At 39.4% G+C, this 24,192-nt stretch carries 14 protein-coding genes and 1 other RNA gene; 6 read left to right on the forward strand and 9 right to left on the reverse strand.

All coding sequences use genetic code 11. The features are described 5' to 3' along the window. Positions 1 to 112: 112 nt before the first annotated feature. Positions 113 to 928, forward strand: a complete 816-nt coding sequence (locus KCTC52924_RS01945) for an NUDIX hydrolase (RefSeq protein ID WP_251809204.1) — start codon at positions 113 to 115, stop codon at positions 926 to 928. A 66-nt stretch (positions 929 to 994) separates the two neighbouring features. After that, on the forward strand, positions 995 to 1,747 hold the full coding sequence (ppgK, locus tag KCTC52924_RS01950) for a polyphosphate--glucose phosphotransferase (RefSeq protein WP_251809205.1): 753 nt from the start codon (positions 995 to 997) through the stop codon (positions 1,745 to 1,747). A gap of 149 nt (positions 1,748 to 1,896) precedes the next feature. Here the strand turns inward: ppgK and KCTC52924_RS01955 are convergent, their stop codons facing one another. From KCTC52924_RS01955 to KCTC52924_RS01965, 3 genes are all read right to left on the reverse strand, one after another. After that, complete coding sequence (locus tag KCTC52924_RS01955; RefSeq protein ID WP_251809206.1) at positions 1,897 to 2,796, reverse strand: hypothetical protein; 900 nt, start codon at positions 2,794 to 2,796, stop codon at positions 1,897 to 1,899. Positions 2,797 to 2,919: 123 nt separating this feature from the next. Then, a complete protein-coding gene (gene typA / locus KCTC52924_RS01960; RefSeq protein WP_251809207.1) occupies positions 2,920 to 4,719 on the reverse strand; it encodes a translational GTPase TypA in 1,800 nt (599 codons plus the stop codon). Between the two features lie 229 nt (positions 4,720 to 4,948). Continuing rightward, on the reverse strand, positions 4,949 to 5,437 hold the full coding sequence (locus tag KCTC52924_RS01965; RefSeq protein WP_251809208.1) for a DinB family protein: 489 nt from the start codon (positions 5,435 to 5,437) through the stop codon (positions 4,949 to 4,951). 177 nt (positions 5,438 to 5,614) lie between these two features. Here KCTC52924_RS01965 and kdsA point away from each other — a divergent pair, with 177 nt between their 5' ends. Continuing rightward, positions 5,615 to 6,433, forward strand: coding sequence for a 3-deoxy-8-phosphooctulonate synthase (kdsA, locus tag KCTC52924_RS01970; RefSeq protein ID WP_251809209.1), 819 nt, complete (start codon positions 5,615 to 5,617; stop codon positions 6,431 to 6,433). Positions 6,434 to 6,605: 172 nt separating this feature from the next. Here kdsA and KCTC52924_RS01975 read toward each other — a convergent pair whose 3' ends face one another. Next, positions 6,606 to 7,820, reverse strand: coding sequence for an NAD(P)-dependent oxidoreductase (locus KCTC52924_RS01975; protein ID WP_251809210.1), 1,215 nt, complete (start codon positions 7,818 to 7,820; stop codon positions 6,606 to 6,608). Positions 7,821 to 8,503: 683 nt separating this feature from the next. Between KCTC52924_RS01975 and ssrA the strand changes: the two genes are divergently transcribed. Both ssrA and KCTC52924_RS01985 read left to right on the forward strand, forming a co-directional pair. Next, positions 8,504 to 8,902: a transfer-messenger RNA gene (ssrA, locus tag KCTC52924_RS01980) on the forward strand. A gap of 961 nt (positions 8,903 to 9,863) precedes the next feature. After that, a complete protein-coding gene (locus tag KCTC52924_RS01985) occupies positions 9,864 to 11,435 on the forward strand; it encodes a M81 family metallopeptidase (RefSeq protein WP_251808967.1) in 1,572 nt (523 codons plus the stop codon). A 289-nt stretch (positions 11,436 to 11,724) separates the two neighbouring features. On the opposite strand, the gene KCTC52924_RS01990 is transcribed toward KCTC52924_RS01985, so the two are convergent. Further along, positions 11,725 to 14,118, reverse strand: coding sequence for a transglycosylase domain-containing protein (locus KCTC52924_RS01990; protein ID WP_251808968.1), 2,394 nt, complete (start codon positions 14,116 to 14,118; stop codon positions 11,725 to 11,727). Positions 14,119 to 14,381: 263 nt separating this feature from the next. On the opposite strand from KCTC52924_RS01990, the gene KCTC52924_RS01995 reads away from it, so the two are divergent. Beyond that, positions 14,382 to 15,914, forward strand: coding sequence for a pyruvate kinase (locus KCTC52924_RS01995; RefSeq protein ID WP_251808969.1), 1,533 nt, complete (start codon positions 14,382 to 14,384; stop codon positions 15,912 to 15,914). Between the two features lie 467 nt (positions 15,915 to 16,381). Here KCTC52924_RS01995 and KCTC52924_RS02000 read toward each other — a convergent pair whose 3' ends face one another. From KCTC52924_RS02000 to KCTC52924_RS02015, 4 genes are read right to left on the reverse strand one after another with little or no spacing between them, the layout of a single operon-like run. Further along, complete coding sequence (locus KCTC52924_RS02000; protein WP_251808970.1) at positions 16,382 to 18,121, reverse strand: DUF4886 domain-containing protein; 1,740 nt, start codon at positions 18,119 to 18,121, stop codon at positions 16,382 to 16,384. Between the two features lie 45 nt (positions 18,122 to 18,166). Then, positions 18,167 to 18,865, reverse strand: coding sequence for a DUF3823 domain-containing protein (locus KCTC52924_RS02005; protein ID WP_251808971.1), 699 nt, complete (start codon positions 18,863 to 18,865; stop codon positions 18,167 to 18,169). Between the two features lie 10 nt (positions 18,866 to 18,875). Continuing rightward, on the reverse strand, positions 18,876 to 20,765 hold the full coding sequence (locus tag KCTC52924_RS02010; RefSeq protein WP_251808973.1) for a RagB/SusD family nutrient uptake outer membrane protein: 1,890 nt from the start codon (positions 20,763 to 20,765) through the stop codon (positions 18,876 to 18,878). An 8-nt stretch (positions 20,766 to 20,773) separates the two neighbouring features. Further along, complete coding sequence (locus KCTC52924_RS02015) at positions 20,774 to 24,181, reverse strand: TonB-dependent receptor (protein ID WP_251808974.1); 3,408 nt, start codon at positions 24,179 to 24,181, stop codon at positions 20,774 to 20,776. Positions 24,182 to 24,192: the final 11 nt, after the last annotated feature.

Raw genomic sequence — 24,192 nt, forward strand, 5'->3', positions numbered from 1 at the left:
TAATCGCTAAACACCATATTGGAATAGCGACTCTTACGACCGCATTGACCTGGGAAATTTATTAGGACCACTACTGATCATATTTTAAAACAACGTCTAACTACCGCCCTATATGATTATAAAAAAACAAGTTTATAGCGCTGACAAAAAAGCCAATCCGTTAATTGGAATACTACTATTCCTTATCTCCATAATCTTGTTCCTAGCTACAGCTCCCATAGGTTTTGTATTCGGACTATTTCATTCTATTTACAAAAAAGGAATCATAGGTATTGGGGAGTATCTTTTAAAAATGGCCATTTCTATAGATCAATTGGGCAACGTTGCCATGCAACATTTCTTGAATGTGTTTTGGATTAAAAAAAGCGGGTACAAATTTGGAAATAGGGACGAAACTATTTCCAGCGCCTTGGGCAGAAATAATAAGTTGGGAACCTTAACCTTTTTGGGGAAATTTATTGATAACCTCCTTAACCTAATAGACAAGGATCATTCCTTAAACTCTATTGACTATTATATTGAACCAACCCCGGAGGTTTTAGACCTTTTAAGCTGGATCCATATTATAGACCTTGAGGTTCTGATACTCTTCGATAAAAACAAGGGCACATTCAGCCTTCCCGGAGGTGGAAAGATAAAAGGAAAGCCAGACGCCACTGTACTTCATTGGCATATCAAGGAAAAATTAAATATCGATTTGGAGATTCCCAACATGGAGTACTTGGGTATTTTTGAGGCCCAGACCGCTTCTAAAAAACCAGTATTGATAGATCGAAAAACCTGCTACAGCGCGAATTATACTGGAATTATTACCCCCGACCCTTTAAATACTGAGGTAGTGTGGTTAAATTACAGCGATAGGGAAAAGTTAAGTGAGGTTGATAAATTAATTTTCGATTTCTTAAAGGAAAGCGAATACATACACTAACATGGGACTTATAGTATTACAAAAAGTTTTTTTGTTACTTTGCCCCTAAATATTATAAATAATTACATGGAAATTCTAGGAATAGATGTCGGTGGCTCAGGTATAAAAGGTGCTTTAGTGAATATGGAAACTGGTGAAATGGTTACGGAAAGGTTTAGAATCCCCACTCCAGAATCCCGTAAACCTAAGGCAATGGCAAAGGTTATTGCGAAAATTGTTGCCCATTTCAACTATAAAGGTCCGATAGGCTGTGGTTTTCCAACGGTAATAAAAAAAGGTGTCTGCATGACTCCTGGCAACCTGCATGAAAAATGGAAGGGAGTAAAAGTGGATGAGCTTTTTAGCGAAGCCACTGGACTACCGGTAACCGTGGTAAACGATGCAGATGCTGCTGGCTATGCTACCATGAATTATGGTGTAGGCAAGGACAAGGAGGGATTGGTAGTCATGATCACCATTGGCACAGGTCTAGGAAGTGGAGCCTTTTTAAATGGAAAACTAATTCCTAATTTTGAATTGGGCCAAATTCCCTATAAAAAACATGACAAAATAGAACTTTGGGCGGCGGCTTCTGCAAAAGAACGGGAGAAACTCAGTTATAAAAAATGGGGTAAACGGTTTAATACATTCTTGGAGTATGTTGATCTAATCATTTCCCCAGACCTCATAATTTTGGGAGGGGGGACTTCTAAAGACTGGGAAGAGTTTAAGGAGTATATCACCATAGACACCCCTATAATTCCTGCCAAATTACAAAATCACGCCGGAATAATAGGAGCGGCGGCGGCGGCCTACAATAAAAAAGCATTAGTAGAGTAAGGCGAGCTAAACTAAATTAACCTATTTCATTATTCCTAGGGTGAATAATCTTTAGGCAATACCGAATTAGGCATCCCTACTACTTACTAAATTTATATACAAAAAAGGTAGTTTCCAGTCATTGGTAACCACCTTTTTTATACACTTATTTACAAACCTTCTATCAGTTTGGCTCCATTTGGACGTTTAAAAAAATCCTCCTCTAATTGATTTTGGAATTCAATCCTACTCAATTCGATGGTTGTAACAGGCTCTCCTTTTGGCTGTCCGCCAGAAGTTGACCAAAACGTATTAAATTTTAATGGTAGAGTAATACCATTAATTGTTTTACGACTGACCAATTCCATGAATTTTTCAGGATTATTTCCACCATTCGGAAAATAACCTGGATAGGAAACAATATAGCGAAGTGCACTTAACAAATGTGTTTTGGCATCTAGGTATAATATATAATAATCATCCGGGGCATCACCAGTTCCGGAAACGAAGGTTACTTTTACTACATCCTGTGGCACCCCCTTATATTCAATTCCTGGCAGTAATTCCAAATTCACACCCTCCCCATCCAATACAAGGGGTTGCGCAGCTAGGTATATAGGAGTTAAGGCCCAGAAACGCATATTATATTTAAACGCAGTGCTGTCCTTCGCCTTTACCCAAGCATTTTCCCCATCCCATCCAAAGATGGCAGTACTATCGGCTACATTAACATGCCTTGCTTTGTTACTCCATGTATCAATGGTTTGATATGTATCTCGGGGTTCTGAGCCATCTAATGGCTGATAGTTAAATCTAAAGGACAAATAGCCATTACTATACCATTTATACAAGCCTCCATGCGCCTCCATCGATTTCCACACAACTTTCCCAGCCTCGGTAGCATGTAGTCGCTTATTGGCTTTATCCACTCTATTTTGTACCCAAGATTCCGGTATTTTGTATTTGGATATTGATTCCACTACAACCGCATCAGTGTTTTTTTGCTGCTCTTTACAGCCAGCTACAGTCAACAACAATCCAGAAACAATAAAAAGTAAACTCTTATTCATAATCATCACTATTACGTTCAGAAGGTTTTTGTCGATTTTTATCGTCCAACCTTTCAAGTAGTACAAAAAAAAATCCCAAGGTTTTAACCTTGGGATTTATATTAGTACACACGATTTAATAGACTAGGCTATTTTATTTCGTTTACGTTCATTTTCCGTTAGATATATTTTTCTTAAACGGATATGTTTTGGTGTCACCTCCACATACTCATCTTTCTGAATATACTCTAACGCCTCCTCCAAGGAAAACTTAATGGCAGGAACGATTTTAGCTTTATCATCCGCACCAGAAGAACGAACGTTGGACATCTTCTTGGTTTTGGTAATGTTAACCGTCATATCGTCACCTCTAGAGTTTTCTCCAATGACCTGTCCTTCATAAATATCCTCACCTGGATCAACGAAAAACTTACCTCTATCCTGTAATTTATCAATAGAATAAGGAATAGATTTTCCTCTTTCCATAGAAACCAAGGAACCATTTTGTCTTTGTGGAATATCTCCTTTCATGGGTTGATATTCCAAAAAGCGGTGCGACATAATTGCCTCACCAGCGGTAGCCGTCAACAACTGATTTCGCAAACCAATAATTCCTCTTGACGGAATTAAAAACTCACAAATCATACGATTCCCTTTAGCTTCCATACTGGTCATCTCACCTTTTCGCATCGAAACCATTTCTACTGCCCTTCCAGAAACTTCTTCAGGAAGATCTATAGTCAACTGCTCAATTGGCTCACATTTAACACCATCAACCTCTTTAATGATAACCTGTGGCTGCCCAATTTGCAATTCATATCCTTCCCTTCTCATAGTTTCTATCAAAACAGAAAGGTGCAATACCCCACGTCCAAAAACCAAAAATTTATCAGCACTATCAGTAGCATTCACTCTTAAGGCCAAATTCTTTTCCAATTCCCTTTTAAGACGGTCGTTGATATGTCTAGAGGTAACAAATTTACCATCTTGACCAAAAAATGGGCTGTCATTAATGGTAAACAACATACTCATTGTAGGCTCATCAATAGCGATTGTTTGCAATTGTTCAGGATTTTCAATATCGGCAACGGTGTCGCCAATTTCGAAACCTTCAATACCTACCAAGGCACAAATATCTCCAGCAACTACCTCCTGAACCTTTAATCGGCCCATTCCTTCGAAGGTATATAGTTCTTTAATTTTTGTCTTTACAATTTCTCCGTTCCTTTTTACCAAAGAAACTTGCTGTCCTTCCTTTAGAGTACCTCTTTGAAGTCTACCAATAGCGATCCTACCAGTAAAAGAAGAGAAATCCAAAGAAGTGATCAGCAATTGCGTATTCCCTTCCTTAGGTTCAAAAGTTGGGATATGCTCAATAACCATATCCAACAAAGGCTCAATATTTTCAGTCTGGTTTTTCCAATCATCACTCATCCAATTGTTCTTTGCAGAACCATACACAGTTGGAAAATCTAATTGCCATTCTTCAGCACCCAATTCGTACATAAGATCAAAAACCTTCTCGTGCACTTCCTCTGGAGTACAGTTTTCCTTGTCCACCTTATTGATAACCACACAAGGTTTTAGACCCAAATCTATCGCCTTTTGAAGTACAAAACGGGTTTGCGGCATAGGACCCTCAAAGGCATCTACCAACAAAAGAACACCATCGGCCATGTTTAGAACACGCTCTACCTCACCACCAAAATCGGCGTGACCAGGAGTATCAATAATATTGATCTTTGTATCCTTGTAGATAACAGAAACGTTTTTAGAGGTAATAGTAATTCCTCGTTCACGCTCCAGATCGTTGTTATCCAATATTAGATCGCCATGGTTCTGGTTTTCCCGGAACAGTTGGCAATGGTACATAATTTTGTCTACCAAGGTTGTTTTACCGTGGTCAACGTGGGCAATAATAGCTATGTTTTTTGTTGCTGCCATAAATGATTTTTATTTGCACTTAAGTAACTTAAATGCGGGCGCAAAGATACTCATTTTTTTTAAGACTGCTAGAAAAGGTTTATTTTTCTTATCTGTTTGATAATGAATAGGTTCAATAGTCTTTCCACATCGATTTTCAAGGTACCGCAAGCTTGTCAACCCCAAGCCCTATTCCATCATAAAATACTGTTTTCCAAAAACTTACACTCCAAAAGACATGCATTCGCATTTACTGTTGTTCGTCGGCGGAAGGCCCATAAGTTGCTGGAACCGATTGGTTCAATAATCGAAGATAAACACCTAATTGTGCCCTGTGATGCGGAAGTTGATTGAGGACCACTGCTCTCAATACCTGATATTTCGGCATTTCCATTATCGTTTTTCCGCCCTGGATCATTTTCCAATTCTTATTGTATTCTTCATTGGGCACTTTTAAAGAATTAATAGCTTCTTCGGTAGTGGCATTAAGGGTTTTAACCATTTCATCAACCGTGTTTTTTATCTGGGGAACATATTTATCCATCGTCATCTCATCATGAACCATTGTACCAATTACCCAACTGGGTATTTCTGCCAAATGACTTCCCAATTCCTTTAGTGTCATGGATTTTTCGTGTGGACTCCAGTCCAATTTATCCTTTGGGATACGTTTTAGAAACTTTTCGGTAATTGCTACTTCGTGTTTTAATTCCGGAATTAATAATTCTTGCAGCTCCATGATGTTCCGTTTTATAATTATCCCATTAATTTACGATTTTTAGTCGAGTTTTAATACCTAAAAAGTGCTAAAAAAATACATTGCGTCAATCCTAATTTACAAAATCTGAGGCTAGTGAACGATATTGAAATAAATTACAGGGATCAAATCCCTATCTTTGCCACAAAATAAAAACTAATGGATCTAGCGTTAATACCTCAAATTAAACACCACCAAAGCAATAACTTTTTCCTCCTCTGTGGGCCCTGTGCCATTGAAGGGGAAGATATGGCCATGCGTATTGCGGAGAGAGTGGTAACCATAACCGACAAACTGAATATTCCCTATGTTTTTAAAGGAAGCTTTAAAAAGGCAAATCGCAGTAGGGTAGATTCCTTTACCGGTATTGGGGATGAAAAGGCGCTAAAGATCCTAAGGAAAGTTTCCGAGACTTTTAAGGTACCTACCATTACGGATATCCATGAAATTTCTGATGCAAAAATGGCCGCGGAATATGTAGATATCCTTCAAATTCCCGCTTTTCTAGTTCGTCAGACCGATTTGGTAGTAGCCGCAGCTGAAACAGGGAAGGTAATCAACCTTAAAAAAGGACAGTTTATGAGTCCAGAAAGCATGAAACATGCCGTACAAAAGGTTTTGGACAGCAATAATGGACAAGTTATGGTAACCGATAGAGGCACTATGTTCGGCTATCAGGACATGATTGTGGATTTCCGCGGCATACCCACCATGAAACAATTTGCCCCAGTAGTTCTTGATGTTACCCACTCCCTACAACAACCCAATCAGTCTTCAGGTGTAACGGGCGGTAGACCGGATATGATTGAGACTATTGCCCGCGCAGGAATTGTCACAGGAGTAGATGGAATTTTTATGGAAACTCATTTTGATCCCGCCAATGCAAAAAGCGATGGTGCTAATATGTTACACTTGGATTATTTAGAGAAGTTATTGACCAATCTAACAGCCATCCGTAAAACCGTTAATAGTTTATAAGTGGCTCTTTTTCAATATGCAATAAAATTGCAAGAAATATAATAATGCTTTTTTCAACTAAAGTTAAAGCCCTACTGCTAGACCTATAACTTATACCATATCCCTAATTGTCCTAAAAATCTAAGACATTAGGGATATGCTATTAAATCTGCCACCGAAGTATTTTACCCCCCTAGTTAGCCACTGTATCGTGATCAACATAATCTTGTAAATAGGCATATTTTTGGGTAAGCTTACCATCTTTGGTCATCCGGGCCCTTTCTAGAATGCCATCCTTATCCCCATTAAAGAAAGCGGGAATTACATATTTTAGAAAAGACTCCCCAAATCCCACACTGGCATCTCTAGGCAATTCGCAGGGCAAATTATCTACGGCCATTACTGCAATGGCATTTGGCTCTCTAAAATGGACCTCGGATTCGGTAATCGGGTCGTACCCATATACTGGGTCAGCTATGGTACTTGCTCTAATGGTTGTTCCTACTGGGCCATCTATGTCACAGCTAATATCGGCCACTACCTTAATTTTAAAATCGGACTTCTTTGCATCTTCTCGGGTATAAAGATAGGGAGCACCTTCCCCAAAAAAATGTCCGGCTATAAATAGGTCTGTAACCTTTGCAAAGCGAAAGAAGTTAGATTTATACGCTTCTGGATTATTAAAAAAGTCGCTCTTACTACCTCGTACACCATCTTGTCTCTTATTGTATTCGGCGGCGTCTATCTGACAGTATACCGGTTGTGTAAATTCATTATTCAGGTAATCGGCAACAGTTACTTTTTTTAAGCCCATAGCGCTTAGCATCTCTTCTGCCCCATTCCCTACTCTACCCTTTCCGGTTAGAAGGATTTTTATGTTGGGAAGTTCAACTTTCCGTAATTCTGCAATAAGCGCCTGTTGGTCTACCAAGGTTTCCGCCTTGGGCAGTACAAAGAGATTAAACTTTAGACCGTATGCTCTAATTCCGTTATAGGCTCCAACAATCCCTGCATATCGTCCAAAAGCCACTAATCGCTGCCCCTTGACACCAGTAATAACCTCATGATCGAAGAGCTCGATATGTTTCGTTAAAATAGCTTGTAACAACGCTTTGTTGTAGGGCTGTTTTTTAAAGGTATGTGAGAAAAAAAAGTATTTTTTATTCGGAATCAAATTGGCAATAGGCACCTCCTTTACACCTATAAGCACATCACATTCCTCCATTTTATCCGCTACCTCAATCCCAGCAGTAGTATATTCTGCATCCGAAAATACTCTAATGGGTGATGGTTCAATAATAAGTTGGGCATCGGTAAACGTAGCTGATAATTTTTTACAGGCCTCAGGGGAAAAGACCACCCTTCTGTCCGGTGGATTTTTACGTTCTCTAATAATTCCGAATTTCATTCAATTAAATTTTAACAACTTAAGGAAAGTTATTAGTTGTAAATGTATCAATTGGCAGCATGTGAAACAAAACTTTTTTTGGAATAGTTTTTGAACTACCTTTGTACCCGCGTTAGGGATAGAGGTAAGTACCCTGCCTGCCAAAAAGCAGGCCTGTACTGCCGAAAGCCCGACCCGGAGCACATGCCTAAGGTCGCTATAGATCTTGTAAATTAGGTGCGAAGGGGAACGCCCAACTAAAGATTAAGATTTTTATTTGTTCATTGACAAAAAAGATGAGAGTGAAATTCCGCTGGTAGCGGGATTCAACCTGCCTGAAGGCCGAAAGGTTTGGATAGAAATATCCCGCTGGTAGCGGGATTCGACCTGCCTGAAGGCTGAAAGATTTGGATAGAAATATCCCGCTGGTAGCGGGATTCAACCTGCCTGAAGGCTGAAAGATTTGGATAGAAATATCCCGCTGGTAGCGGGATTCAACCTGCCTGAAGGCTGAAAGATTTGGATAGAAATATCCCGCTGGTAGCGGGATTCGACCTGCCTGAAGGCAGACAGATTTGGATAGAAATATCCCGCTGGTAGCGGGATTCAACCTGCCTGAAGGCAGACAGATTTGGATAGAAATATCCCGCTGGTAGCGGGATTCAATTCGATTACGGTACGCAAAGCGTACCTATCTCATTGAAGGGGCCGACTGGTTTTGACAGCGAGACCAATTGGAATGTAAGCATGCCGAGCGCTGGGCTACAGCTCGTTAATCTCATTTTCCACACTTTTTAATTGGCGAAAATAATTACGCTCTTGCCGCTTAATCCGAATCACAGTAGGATTTAGCCTCGTCCCTACAAGGTAGGGAAGCGAGATGTTTCTGGGAAGCCCTTGTTGACGGCGTCCCTATCAGAAGCACCATCAAAGTCAACACAAGGGTAGTGAAGCTTTGGCACTATCACTAAAACTTAAGAAGCTAAGTGTGTATTGGGCTGTTCCTAGTCAGGTACGCATCGAAAATTAATTAGGAACTAAGCATGAAGAAGGCATTGTAATTGCTTGTTTGGACGGGAGTTCGATTCTCCCCGGCTCCACGATTAAGCACAGTTAATGTGTGGATTAAAACATTATAAACCCAACAAGTTTACTTGATTGGGTTTTGTTGTTTTTAGACACCTGGCCTGTAAGGACAGATAACTGTATTTACAGGATGTAGAGGGGGTGAACACCGCAGGTATTCTCCCCGGCTCCACGATTAAGCACAGTTAATGTGTGGATTAAAACATTATAAACCCAACAAGGTTACTTGATTGGGTTTTGTTGTTTTTAGACACCTGGCCTGTAAGGACAGATAACTGTATTTACAGGATGTAGAGGGGGTGAACACCGCAGGTATTCTCCCCGGCTCCACGATTAAGCACAGTTAATGTGTGGATTAAAACATTATAAACCCAACAAGTTTACTTGATTGGGTTTTGTTGTTTTTAGACACCTGGCCTGTAAGGACAGATAACTGTATTTACAGGACGTAGAGGGGGGTGAACACCGCAGGTATTCTCCCCGGACTACCTAACAAACTACTGTAGTTTGGTTTGTTGTTTTGTCTACAAGATTCGCAGGCCAACGCTTCAGCTCGCTCCAGAGCCTGTCCTGAGCGGAGTCGAAGGGCTAAAAAGGTCTACTTGACCTTTTCTAAACGCTTGGCCGCCCCAGCTCCACCTACTAAATACTATTAGATACAAAAGCTATATAATCATCTGATTTACAGGGCGTATTATTTTACAAGGTACCATATGACTAGTACTTTTATTTTTCCAAAACATTCACCGAATTCCTTGCAATTAACAGATAAGGTGTCTATTATGAAATTCGTGTTTTATATTCAATACCGATTCACTAAGGGAATATAATTGTCTTTTGAATATGAAACTTTGTTTACTATTCATTCCAAAACCTATTCCTTAAATCCTTATATTCGAATCCTATATTTAGATTATTAAGGGAAACATTACAACTCTTTCTAATTTTTTATCATTTAACCAACTTAAAACAAAAAATTTGAGACCACTTTACAGTTGCTATATTTTACTATTAGTCCTTCTAACCTCATGCAAACAAGTTGATAAGAAAAAAGAAACAAAAGAACTGCCAAAGATTGCAATTGCAGGTCTAGGAATAGAAAGTAGCACCTTTTCACCTGCCTTAACCCATGAAGAAGCTTTTCATGCCAAAGAAGGAGATTCCATATATGCAAAATACCCATTTCTGCAAATTGATTCTTTAAATAGAAACAGGGCCAATTGGGTGCCTACCTTAGTTGGGAAATCATTGCCAGGAGGTACTGTAACTAGGGAAGCTTACGAATCTTTGGCAACCAAAACCTTGAAATTATTAAAAGAAAACGGCCCCTATGACGGACTTTTCTTTGATATACATGGGGCGATGAGTGTGGTTGGATTAGATGACCCAGAGGGTGACTTAATTGAGAGAATTAGAAACGTAATTGGGACCGAGGTACTTATATCCACCTCGATGGACCTACATGGAAACGTGTCTGAAAAATTGGCCAAACATACCGATTTAATTACTTGCTATAGAATGGCACCCCACGAGGATGCAATACAATCCAAGAAAAGAGCAGTCGACAATCTTTTGGAACGCCTTGAAAATGGCAAAGGCAAACCGAAATATAAGGCTTGGATTCCTGTACCAATATTATTGCCTGGCGAAAAAACCAGTACCCGTATTGAACCGGGAAAAAGTCTTTACGCGAAAGTCCCCAATGTAGCCAATGAAGAAGGTGTTATCGATGCCGCTATTTGGATTGGTTACGCATGGGCAGATGAACCGCGCAACCATGCTGTAGTAATGGTTACAGGTGATGATAAGGAGAAGGTTAAAAAAGGAGCAGAAACCTTGGCGCAAAGCTTTTGGGATGTTCGAAATAAATTTGAATTTGTTGCCCCAACGACCACCTTGGAAGAAAGTTTAAAAATGGCTTTAGCCAGCGAAAAACATCCGTTTATGATCAGTGATATGGGAGATAACCCAACCGCTGGTGGTGCGGGTGACGTTACTTGGACTTTACAACAATTATTGGCTCGGCCAGAATTTAAATCGGACCAAGGCCCTTCTTTAATTTACGCCTCAATCCCAGGTCCTGAATTTGTTGCAAAAGCCCTTGAAATAGGTGTTGGCGGAAAAATTAAGGCAATGGCTGGAGCTGCAGTTGATAATCGATTTTCTGGCCCCTTGGAACTGGAAGGAACCATAGAAGCAATTAAGGAAGGTGATCGGAACGCAGAAGTGGAGGTAGTTGTTAAGATTGGAAGTATCCAAGTAATCGTTACCAAGAAAAGAAAACCGTACCATTACTTAAGGGATTTTACCAACTTAGGCTTGAATCCTAAGCAAACGGAAATCGTTGTAGTAAAGATAGGGTACTTGGTGCCAGAACTCTATGATATGCGTGGCGATTGGATTATGGCCTTAACCCCAGGTGGTGTTGACCAAAACCTTCATCGATTGGGCTATAAACGCATCAATAGACCTATGTTTCCATTGGATAGTACCATGACACAACCCGATTTGAAAGCACAATTTATACCGGCTTCAAATTCAGCCAAATAATTATATCGGATCGCCTCATTTAACACCTTAACCTCCTGAATATAGGCAAACCTTTCATAGGTAAATCGAAACTTCAACAAAACAAATAAAAGTCAATTACCTCGGTGCAAGCCAATGAGGTATTGGACGGAAACTAGCAATAACATTTTGACGCCCGCCAGAACGGAACGGGCAGGCAAACGTCGTAGCATTTCAATCTCACTTAGTGAATAAATTTAACGAAAACATAAAAGTTTGATAAAACATTACTTATACCCGAGACCATTTTTTAAAAATCACCCATATTTCTCTATATCTTAGGGATCTCTAACTCTATGGACAGACTATCCTTAACCATAGAATCCAATGATGTTCCGGGTACTATCCCTTGCACAGAATCGATCGCGATGGGTTCATTTACCAATATATTTAAGGTATCACGGATTTGTAACCGTCGTAAATAGGTAGAATCTGTCTTGGCAAAATCATAGGCTTCCTGGGCATTTAATTCGCTAAAGGGTATACAGGGAAAATAATCGAAATCGTATTCAAAATTGGTCACAATGGGTCGTTTCCAATAGCTAAGGTTTTTAAATATGGACGCTACCATAGGAAGTGCTGTATTGGCCCCAGACCCCATACTGGTAGAGGCAAACTGCACCCGTTTGTCAAAGGTGCCTACCCAAGCACCGATAACCACTTCAGGCGAAGCTCCAATAAACCAACCATCCCCATTATTTTGAGTGGTACCCGTTTTGCCAATAATATTATAGGGAATCTCGTATCCCAATAGGCGTTTTCCTGTCCCTTCGGTGATCACTTCACCCATCATTTTTTGCAGATTTTTAATATTCTGGGAACTTGCTACACGACCTTCATATTTAGGTTTAGCCTCATACAAAACTGTTCCCTGTTCGTTTACAATGCGTTCTATGGAATAGGGTTTAATTTTACTACCCCCATTAGATATACTGGCATATGCCGTCACCATTTCCAATAAACTGATATCTGCCGTACCAAGTACAATAGAAGGAACACTGGGAAGATCTGTCTCTATACCCATTTTCTTCGCCAGTTCATGTACCCTTTCTACACCCGTCCTAAGCTGTAGAGCAACAGATACAGTATTTATAGAGTTTGCCAAGGCCCCGTGCAGACTATAACTTCCCCCGTATTTATTATTGGCATTTCTAGGTCTCCAATCCTCATATTTAGAATAGGTCACCAGATTATTATCGTAATAATCGCAAGGATCCGCACCCGATTCCATGGCCGACAAATAGGTGATTGGCTTAAAAGTGGAGCCGACTTGCCGAGGGGTAATGACATTGTCTGTCTGACTAAATCCGTAATCGATACCACCCACATACCCCATTATCCTTCCAGAAACACTACTCATCACTAATAATCCAGCATGCAACCTATTAATACTTTTGGCAATGGAATCTTCCAAAGACTGCATTTGATCTTTATACCCATCTCCAATCACCCAATATTTCCTGTTTCGTTTCACTTGGGCAAAAGAATCGATTTCGGCTTCGGTTTTACCATTTTGTTGCATTTGCTTCACCTCCTTATTGTCGGCTATTAATTTTTTTAGCAACATCTCCTTCCCTCCTTCTGTTGTTGCTGCCGCCCAATAGGTATCCATAAGTTTCTGCAAATTATCTACCTGACGTTGTAGTGCCGATTCGGCATACTTCTGTATGGAAGCATTTAAGGTTGTATAGATATTGAGTCCGTCTGCCTCTAGATCGTAGATATGCCCATCCGGAGCCGGATTTGCAGCTGCCCATACCGCAAATTCAGTTGCCACATAGTCTTTAAAATAGGCGGAAAAGGAAGAAGTTTTCTGGGGTAACTGATAGTTGAGCTTTAAAGGAGTATTAGCCGCTTCAAAAACCTCTTTGGTGATAAAATTGTATTTAAACATTTGTGACAGTACCACGTATCGCCGTTGCTCCGCGCGTTCGGGAAATTTCCTAGGGTTGTAGTACGAAGGGGCCTTTAACAGCCCTACCAAGGTAGCACTTTCGGGTAAGGACAATTCCTCTGGCAGTTTATTAAAAAATCTATGGGACGCCTTTTCAATACCGTAGGTATTTTCACCAAAGGAAACCGTATTGAAATATAGCAATAGTATATCTTCTTTATCATAAATACTTTCAAGTCTCCTAGCGATAAACAGTTCACGAATCTTATTTATTGGGGTAGATAGAAAAAACTGTTCCTCCCGACCAAATAAATTTTTGGCAATCTGTTGTGTTATTGTACTTCCTCCACCTGCATTTTGCTGCAAAATAATAGATTTCACAAAAACCCTCCCATAACTCCTATAGTCTATACCCCCATGCTCATAGAAACGAACATCCTCGGTTGCCACCAAGGCATCCTTTAGTGAAGGTCCTATTTGTGAACTATCCGCATTAGATCTGTTTTGAAGATAATAGAATCCTATTTGTTCTTGGTTGGAAGCATAAATAGTAGAAGTGACCGGATTTTTCAGACCTTTGAGATAAGCTTTGGTGGGTAGTTTCCCAAATAGTCCGAGATAGATGGACATAAACAGGAGAACCAAACCCAACACCCCTCCCATCAAAGCAATTAAGACCGACTTAATGGGATATTTTAAAATGTACAACCATTTATTCATCAACATCTTACCAACCTTATTCAATCCCACTTTAGTACGAAATAATTTCATATAGCCATTTAAATGATTTCCAAAACCTGAAACATCATCGGAAATAAAAATAAGTCAATAAAAAGTAACACTAGACATTTTATTGCAAAAATAATTCCTTCGGGTTTGTCAATTATCAGATCTCTTAAAAGTATAATTCGCCTTAATCATTATCGCAATTTAGCTATAAAAACATGACTTATATTAGTGTTTTTAAATGGGATTAATCTCAACTTTGCCATTCGGTAAGTGTAATTTTAAAATAGTCAAAATCGGTAATCATTATGAAGCTGGAAAAACTGGAAAGCGAACTAGAGAAGTTATATACAACCCTTCTGGAAAAAGAGGAAGTTGCCAATGCTATTGCAGCTTCTGTACACCCTCAATATAGATCAAGTTCAAAAAATCTGTATCGCTATTTACTATTGAGAAGTACCGATATTCGGAAAATCCAAAGCAGCTTATCTGAATTGGGAATATCCTCATTGGGAAGTGGAGCAGGATATGTCTATAACAATATTTCCGGAGCACTAAAACTGATAAAATTATTAAACGGTAAAACCTGGGAGAAAAACACCAATATGGAAGCCATTGGCTTTTCTGGCAGTAAGGAACTATTGATACAACATGCCAATAACCTTTTTAAATCTGAAAGTGAGGTTAGGGATACCGAGATTATGGTAACCATGCCAGATGAAGCAGCTACAGACAAAAACCTACTAAATAAACTGAGACTAGCAGGGATGGGTATTGCCCGTTTAAACTTAAGTCATGGTAATGAAAAACTATGGGAAAAAATAGTGAAGCAACTTAAAAGTGTTGAGAAGGAGCTTAATCTTCCAATCCATATTTATATGGACCTTCCAGGACCTAAAATACGGATCAGCACTATTTATGTGCGAGAACAGCCCGGGCTACCCCTAGAGGCAACTCCCTTTATAGAATTGAAAAAGAAATCGCGATTATTGCTAATAAAACCAGATTCTCCACTATTATCCAAGCAAACATCGTCCAAAGAAATCCCTTTAATCGAAGTCTCCCTACCTCAGATTATAGACGATCTTAAAGTTGGCCAACGGGTATTTTTTGATGATGGTACTTTTGAGGCCAAGGTAGAGTCTATAAAAAACAATGCAGCCAGTATAAGTATAAAAAAAGCACATAAGAAAAAGCTAAAGCCTGGAAAGGGGATAAATTTACCAGACACTAATTTAGACCTCCCCTCCTTAACTCCTGAGGATTTAGATTTGCTCCCCTTTATTTTAAAGCATTCGGATATGATTGGCTATTCTTTTGTAAGGAATGCTGATGATGTATCCCTACTTTATAAGGAACTTGAAAAATTAGGAGATGAAAATACCGGAGTTATTTTTAAAATAGAGAACAGTACTGCTTTTAATAATTTACCGGCAATTCTATTAAGGGCTATGACCAGGCCAAAGATCGGAGTAATGATCGCTAGAGGAGATTTAGCTGTGGAGGTTGGATTTGAGCGGATCTCCGAGGTGCAAAACGAAATCCTTTGGTTATGTGAAGCTGCACAGATTCCGGTCGTATGGGCTACCCAGGTTTTGGACACCATGGCGAAAAAGGGAGTGGCAACAAGGGCAGAGATTTCAGATGCCACTATTAGTGCCCAAGCGGAATGCGTAATGCTCAACAAGGGCCCTTATATTGTAGAGGCCACCAAAACCTTAAAGAATGTATTGGGCAGAATGGAAGCGCACTCCCAAAAATCCAAGAACACACTAAGAGCCTTAAAAGTGGCAAAGAAAGGCCTTAAGGATATCCATGGAAAATATCCAGATAAATCTTGAGATCCAATATCGTTAAAGCAAACCTAGAAGTTGGTTTACATCTAAGGAATAGAAGTAGAAAGGGTAAGTTGTTTTTATCCTATCTGAGCAGGTAATCGGAGGGGGTTAAATATATCCGCTTCACTATTAACGAAAATTTGTATTCTTTAGGACGTCACCGAAAGGCGATAGCCTTCTTTTTTATCCGCTTTAGGATCTATGGTATCGTAAATACTTTTTTTCGGACCTATTTGATGAAGATAGCTCAATATTCCTACCAGTAGTCAGGGAAAGCCTTTCTCTCAAATAATCTACCAAGGTTTCCAAGCCGGTGTCATACTGTATTACAGTCGTTTGGTTTAGTAAAACCACCTTTCCATTGAGCACCTATTGCTGTGTTTTTGGAATAGTCTAAGATACTCAATAATAAAGCCAGACTAAAATTTCAAAAGAAATATTAGTCTGGCTTTATTGAAACATTTAAAAAATTATTCTCCGGGAGAGAGCTTCATAGCTCCAATATAATAGAAACCGAAACTGTTGTTATTATTATCACCAGCCGTTACTATTATCGTAATATCCCCATTAAAATCGGGCTTAATTTTAGTAGCACAGGCTGTTTCTGAAGTGTTATTTGATGTTTGCACGTTCACAGTTTTTGAATTTTCACCAGAGACAATAAATTTAGTTTCTCTATTGTCCCCTACCCCAGACCGAGATCCAAAGAAGCACAAATTATAGGTGGTATTCACATCTAGACCAGAAAGTGAAACCTGACCTTGCCTAATTTCCCCATTTTGCCACACCCCTCTACTATTGCCATAAAAGGATTGAGAAGATATATCAGCAGTCATATCAAAGTCCGTGTTGGTTACGCCTTCTCCAGCATCGTTAATCCCACTAAACCTTTGAATTAAAGTCAGTTCTATATTAGTATAGGCATCATTCTCATCTTTCAAATTGGAAATGGAAGCGCCTTCAAGATAGTCGTCCAACGTATTCCATTTCGGAGGATTTCTATTTCCAAAATTGATCAGCACAGGAGCTTCCAATGGTTGAGGTCCCCCTGCGGTATAATCGGAAAGTAGCGTCACCTTATCTGGATTAAGGACAGCAGCGTGAGCGGAATGCCTTGCAATTTCAGCATCTATATCAGAAAGAACATCTGGTTTAAAGGTGTTCCCGACTACATTAATGGAAGTAAGTGCTTCAAACCAAGTGCTTGCAACGGTATAGCTTCCTATTCCCTTATCGAGATGATATCCATCCCGATTAAAATTATCCCCAATCAGGGTAGCTCTGCCATTTTGAATGGCGGTTCCAGCAGGAATAACATAGTCCATATTAAAGGCAATCTTAGCTTTTCGCACAGCATTCACTATGGCGCCATACATTACTTCCTGATTGTTACCGTAGTTTGGAAAAGCAGGATGATTTGAATTCTTCGTATAAGCCCAGGTCTGATGAAGGATATATTGCACGTCAGGATTAGTGCTACGGTCCTTAACATAACTGATCAAAGTAGGTAATGGGGTAACGAATGTTTCATATTCTCCAGAATTTCCGCTTAACTGCTGGAAGCCTATATAATCCCAATTTTCATCCTTAACCGCAATTTCGATGGAAGTTTCTGGACTATTGGTTTTAGTCCCATTTTCGCTAATCTTTCTGTATTCGTAAGCAGTGGCATTTTCTTGAGCATTATTCAAATGCAGGTCTAGGGAAGCGTTGCCAAGGAATAAGTTTCCGATTACCATGGGTAAATTTTCTGCTGCGGCCAGCTCGTGAAGATAATTCTCAATGGCATCTTCAGAGAAACTATTTCCGAGGACTAAAACTTTAATTACTCCATCATCATCAACTCCTGGAACAGTAATAACGAAACTTGCCTTCAAATCTCCATCGGATGAAGAAAAAGTAATACTGGAATTACCCTTTCTATTAGCCGAAAGGGTAGCCGAATAGTCGTCATTCATTTTTATTCCCACTACATTAGGGTTACTGGTGACCCAACTATAAGTCCGATGGGGCCTTACATTTGGCGAAAAAGTAGGTTTAACAGTTAGTTGATCCCCAATATTCAGTGTCGAGGAATCCATGTTAACCACTACAGATTGCTCAACAACTTGATCGGTATCATCGTTATCACAAGAGAACAGAGTTAAGGAAAAAACAACAACCGCCAAACTCAGTATAATACCTTTACTATTCTTAAATAATCTATTCATAATTATCTGAATTATTTTATTGATATATAATTATTGACTGGTGTGTTATATTGCGATTTTCAATGCAGGAGCATAATTATATTTTGCTTCTGGTGCGTCTATAAGTGCTCCTACCCTAAAATAATATTCCTTACCAGACTTTAGGGTACTACTATTTGCCTCAAGATTGATTTCCAAACGATATTGAAATACATCATTGGAGACCGCATTAATATTGATTTTGGCAGCCACCAAATTCAAAGGCTCCCCGACATTCATTTCCGCGTGAGCAAAAAGCCCAATGGTATTTACATTGTTTGTGACCGTTTGAGCAAGGTTAAAAGTAGCCACGACCTTATTATCCTGTTTTTGAATCACTACGTTCCTAATCCTAATATAGGGTTGTACATTGAAATTTTGGATTTTATCGCCCTCTACCTTAATCTCTACAGATTCTATCGGCACAAAATTACCCCGCACTGGTTGGATGGTATAATCTCCAGAGAACATGATGTTATTACGAAACGTTCCATCGTTCTTCACTACAATATATTGGGTATGGGGATTGTCATAGCCATGTTCAATATATTCAATTGCCATTCCATTTATGATATCCTGTTGGACGAGTTCCCCTGTTTCCTGATCATAAACCCCTCCATGAATGGTAGCATTTGGACCATTATAATTATCCAGTTCGGTCAGTTCACAACTGTTTAAAAGGAGTAGGCCAATTAATGCGATACTAAAAGTTCTAATACTTTTCATATTTATTTTATTAATGTTGCGGATTTTGGATAAGACCATTATTGTTTATTCTTGGAATAGATCGGTAAAAATCTCTTTCGGAAAAAGTGTTGGGCTGTGCCCCAGGAACATTTTTTCTGACAAAGATAAACGCTGGTTCAGGTCCACGTAAGTCGATCATCGGCACTAAGGCTGTTTTTATGAAATTATTAAAAATCGTGTGGTAGTTACGTCTTCTAATCAAATCCCAATAATCCTTATTTTCAAAAGCCAGTTCTACACTTCGCTCTCTTAACACATTTTCCAAGGTTAAAGGGATGATGGTTGTATGCCCTGCTCTTTTCCGAATATCATTTAGTGCTTTAGTGGCAAGCAATATGCTCCCATACCCACTTTCGGCCACAGCTTCTGCGTAATTTAACAATACCTCTGCATAACGGATATCTGCAAAATCTGTGGTAGATTGCAACCAAGTGTTGATACGGGAACCTTCATCGAGAAATTTCTTCATTAAGAAACCTGTTCTAGTCATATTAGGTGTTCCATCAAATCCAGAATACCTGTTAGGAGTTTCCGCTCCATAGGTATAATAAGTAACCCCATTATGCTCATAAGAGTCTTTACTGCCAATGACGCTTCCGTCTGGCTTTACGATCCCTCCCTGAATTACTATTTCAGTCCCCTTCCAAATAGATCCTGGGAAAATAATGGAAGCAAATAAACGCGCATCCTTCCCTTCAAAAATATCTTCAGGAGAGGAGAATCTTTTATACGGTATAGCATCATTAAATTCCCCGTCATGTAACTGTCCATCGGTTGTAGTAATGATAGGGGAAGATTCACCTGGAGTGTTATAGTTCTCATACAGGTCTATAAGTCCCAGCACTGGATTGGTACGTCCGACATGAGGGAATCCTTCTCCGGTTTGATTTGGATTATTCCATCCATCGTAATCGTGTGCCAAGGGTCCGCCAGCATGTCCATATCCCCTCATAAAAAGCATCTCAGTAGAAGCGACATTTGGATTCATAAATAAATTCTGGTAATTAATTGCAGCTTCCAATGGACTTGCCGGTTCTGGCATATACAAATTGAAACTACCTGAGTTTAAAATCATTTCTGCTGCTTCGATGGTTTCCTTATAATAATGTTCCGCCTCGGAGGCCTTCATTCCCACTAGACCTTTAGAAACTGCCTCTCCGGACAATGGGGCCTGATTCCAAAATTTCGCTATGGAAGCAGCATGAAGGGCAACTCTGGTTTTTAATCCTGCCGCAGCCCATTTGGTTCCTCTCCTTTTTGTCTCATCTTCATTATGCCGACTTTCTGGCAATTTATCAATTGCAATGTCAAGCTGACTTAATACAAAATCCCAGGTCACCTTCTCGGTACTTCTTGGGACACGTAAACTCTCCCAATCTGTGGTATACTCTTGATTTTCCGTAATAATGGAAACTCCCCCGTATTGTTTTACCAACCCATAATATGTGTATGCCCTTAGAAAAGCAATTTCACCTTCAATTTGAGTTCTTTCTGCTTCTGAAAAATCCACAGTAAGAATAGATTCTTCCAGCAAATTAATATTCCGGTTTAATTTATAACCCTTATCCCACCATTGATTGTTGAATTCATTCCAATTAGGCCACTCAGAGTGAATAGCTTCCAAACTATACTGTGAAAGTGATAGTGAACCGGTATTTCCCCTAGCATTATATCCAGCACGTGGGAAGTAAACAAAATCCTCAATAGGAAGTTGGTAATAAAGATTGGCCAAATAGCCCCTAATCCCATCGGGATCTGAAAGCACCGCATTTGCAGACACTTTGTTCTTAGGCTCCACCTCTAGGTAATCACTACAAGAACTGGAAGTTCCTAACAGAATTACAAAAAGCATATATGTAAAAATTATTTTTTTCATCATTATATTTTTTAAAAGGAAACAGTCAATCCTAGGTTAAAACTTTGCATTAGCGGATAGTTATATCCAGCTTGATAATCGCCTTCAAATTTTTCTGGGTCAAACTGCCTTAAAAAGGAATCGGTAAAAGTTAATAGATTGTGTGCATTTGCATAAATCCGAAGATTATCAATAAAATATTTCCCTGTAATTTCCGAAGGAATTGTAAATCCGATTTCAATGCTCTTCATTCGAAGGTAATCTGCCTTCATTCTCCAAGCATCACTATCTCTATAAGACGAGTGCATATATTCCGAGAATCGGTTGGCAGGCCACTTTCCTGACACCCATTCAGAATTTGAATCGTATGGATCGGCTAAATGCCATCTGTCATGGAAATAAGCAGGTACGTTTCCATCGTTAAAGAACATCTGACTATAAACTTCATTGAACCTAATTGTATATAGACCTGCTCCCTGAAAGACCGTATTTATATCAAAATTTTTATAAGAAGCAGAAAGACTAAATCCATAGAACAATTTTGGTGTTCCATTTTGGAATATTGGCATCATATCCTTATTGTTCACCAATCCATCCCCATTAACATCTTCATAGGTAAAGTCTCCTGGCAATATTGCTGAATTTCCATTGTTTCCACCGTGTATAATACCTTGGTTGATTTCTTCGGTATTTTGGAATTGTCCAGTTTTATTATATCCCCAAACAAAATCTCTCCATCTATTGGGGTAGCCATACCTCCAACTGTCCCAGCTACTGGTCGCCTCTGGTTTATCTACAACGGTATGCATCGTACGAGCAAGATTGAGGTTAAAACTTGCATCGTATTTAAAGTCGTTTATTTTGTTTTGATGCGATAGGATAAAATCGAAACCCCTGGTAAGTTCACTTTCCAAATTCTCTATAGGCATATCTCCTCCAAAAGTGTTGGGGAGTCCACCTTCCCTAATTTTAAGTTTTCCTGTTTTTTCCCTCTCATAGTAGTCTGCCTCAAAGCTTAGTTTGTTATTAAACAAACTTGCTTCAATTCCAATATCCGTAATTGCGGATTGCACCCACGTGAAATTGGGATTTATGACTCCTGGTGCGGTTAAACCTCCTGTGACAGTTCCATTGTAGAATTCTGCACCCATATTGGGAGCGGGATTAAATCCCATTACGTGCTGAAAGGGTGCTCCCACATTTTCCCCGATCTTTCCGTAAGATCCCCTAATTTTAAGATTGTTGATAAAATCCACATTCCCCTTTATAAAGTTCTCTTCGGAAATCCTCCAACCCGCTGATACTGAAGGGAAAAAACCCCATCGTTTGCCCGGAGCATACCGGTAAGAACCATCATATCTAAATGCAAGACCGGCAAGGTACTTCCCAGCGTAATTGTAATTTAGCCGTCCGATATAGGACATATTAGCCTCCTCTATTTCATTTCCCCAATTCGTTTGCTGACCTCCTGCAAAATCTATAACATCTGTTGTGAAAAAATCGTATTCCCTTTTAAGGTAGGCGTATCTCCGCTCATAGTGTTTTTGTTCGAAAACTGTGGTTACACTTATATTGTGTACATTATTAAAAGTGTTCTCATAGGTCAGCTGTCCTTGAAACACAATCCTATTTACATCATCAATGGCGTTGGCAATTCTTGGCGGATTGATAATTTGGGGGGAAAGATCCTGAGAGTATACCGTATAATTTTTCCATACGTTCTTATTAAACATATTCCTACTGTCATATGACAAATTGGCTTTGGCTTGTAGGCCTTCCAAAAATGGAATATCCCAGATAAGTCCTATCGTAGAATTAAAGTCTTTGTTCTCGTTTGTAGTGTAACCGGCATATTTCTTTTGGGACATCAATACTGGATTCTGCTGATTACGAATATTTGCCGGATAATCTGGATTCCCGTCTATGTACGGCTGTTCATTTGGCAGACTTATAATAGTTCCCTTATACATCCATAAAAAACCATCTCCTCCAGGAAACTCTCTGTCACTGTATCTCCCAGACAGCATCACCTCAGCTTTTAGGTTATTGGATAACTTGATCCCTAAATTGCTACGGAAGTTGTACCGATTGTAATTAAGATCATTGCTTTTGAAAAGGCCATCCTCGGCAAAGGTTCCAATACTTATAAAATAATCCACCATTTCATTACCGCCACGAACGGAGAAATTATGCTGCTGCTGCATGGCTTGATCTTTAAAAGTTTCGTCAAACCAATTGGTGCTTTTATAACCAGGCCCGCCATTGCGCCAGTTCTGTAATTCTTCCTGCGCTATATAATGCCTCCCATCGCGATAGAAGACCGCGTCATTGTACATTTCCAGGTATTGCGAGGCACTGGACATTTTTGGAACGTCTGTAGGTCTCTGGAATCCTGTAGTCATAGTATAGCTGAAGGTGGGCTTTCCAATTCTTCCTGATTTAGTAGTAACAAGAATCACTCCATTCGCTGCATTCAAACCATAGATCGCAGCTGAAGCATCCTTAAGAACTGTAATGTTTTCTATATCGTTAGGGTTCAGTTGCTGAAATTCTGAGCCTCCATCTCTAACAACGCCGTCAATGACATACAAGGGCTCTCCAAAACCGCGAATGTTTATATAGGAAGAAAAACTTCCTGGCTCTCCATTTTGCTGCCGAATTTGAAGCCCAGGCACTTTACCTTGCAGACTCTGTGCTAAACTTGAACTAGTGGTAGTAATTATCTTCTCGGCACTTATAGTGGATATTGCCGAAGTCAAATTACTTTTCTTTTGAGTTCCGTAACCAACAACAACAATTTCATCCAGACCTGCGGCACTCTCTACCAATACAATGCTTATATTGCTTTTACCCTTAACAGGGATCTCTTTGGTAGCAAATCCAATATAAGACACTACAAGAAATGTATTATCATTTTTCACCTTTAAAGTGAAGTTTCCCCCAAAATCGGCTTGCGTGCCATTAAGAGTTCCTTTCTCGAGAATATTCGCTCCCGGTAAAGGATGCCCCGTTTCGTCCGTTACAATTCCATAGATTTCAATTTCTTGATTATTTACCGCTTTAGCTATTGGTACTATCTTATTTTTCTCTATAACAATTGTGTGCTTACCTGTCAGACTGTACTTATAGTTTCCATTCAAAAGGCTTTGATTCAATAAATCCTTTAAACTTATTTTTCCTTTTTTCAATTTTACTAAAGCGGCATTTTCAAATAAGTTCTCAGGATAGAGAAAACGATAATCAGTTTGACGCTTTACAATCCTAAAGACTTCATCAACTGAAACCACTTTATCCGAATCAATCGTTATTTTTTCTTGTGAAAAACTAGTTACAGGGCTAAAACCAAAAGAAACTGCACATAAAAAAAAGATAAATACCTTCATAATAGCCAGAGGTAGCCGTGCTCGTAAAAGAGTACGAACATTAATTTTAAATTCCATAAATTTGATTT

Origin of the sequence: Arenibacter antarcticus, from assembly GCF_041320605.1 — a bacterium.
In the GTDB taxonomy this organism is placed as follows: domain Bacteria; phylum Bacteroidota; class Bacteroidia; order Flavobacteriales; family Flavobacteriaceae; genus Arenibacter; species Arenibacter antarcticus.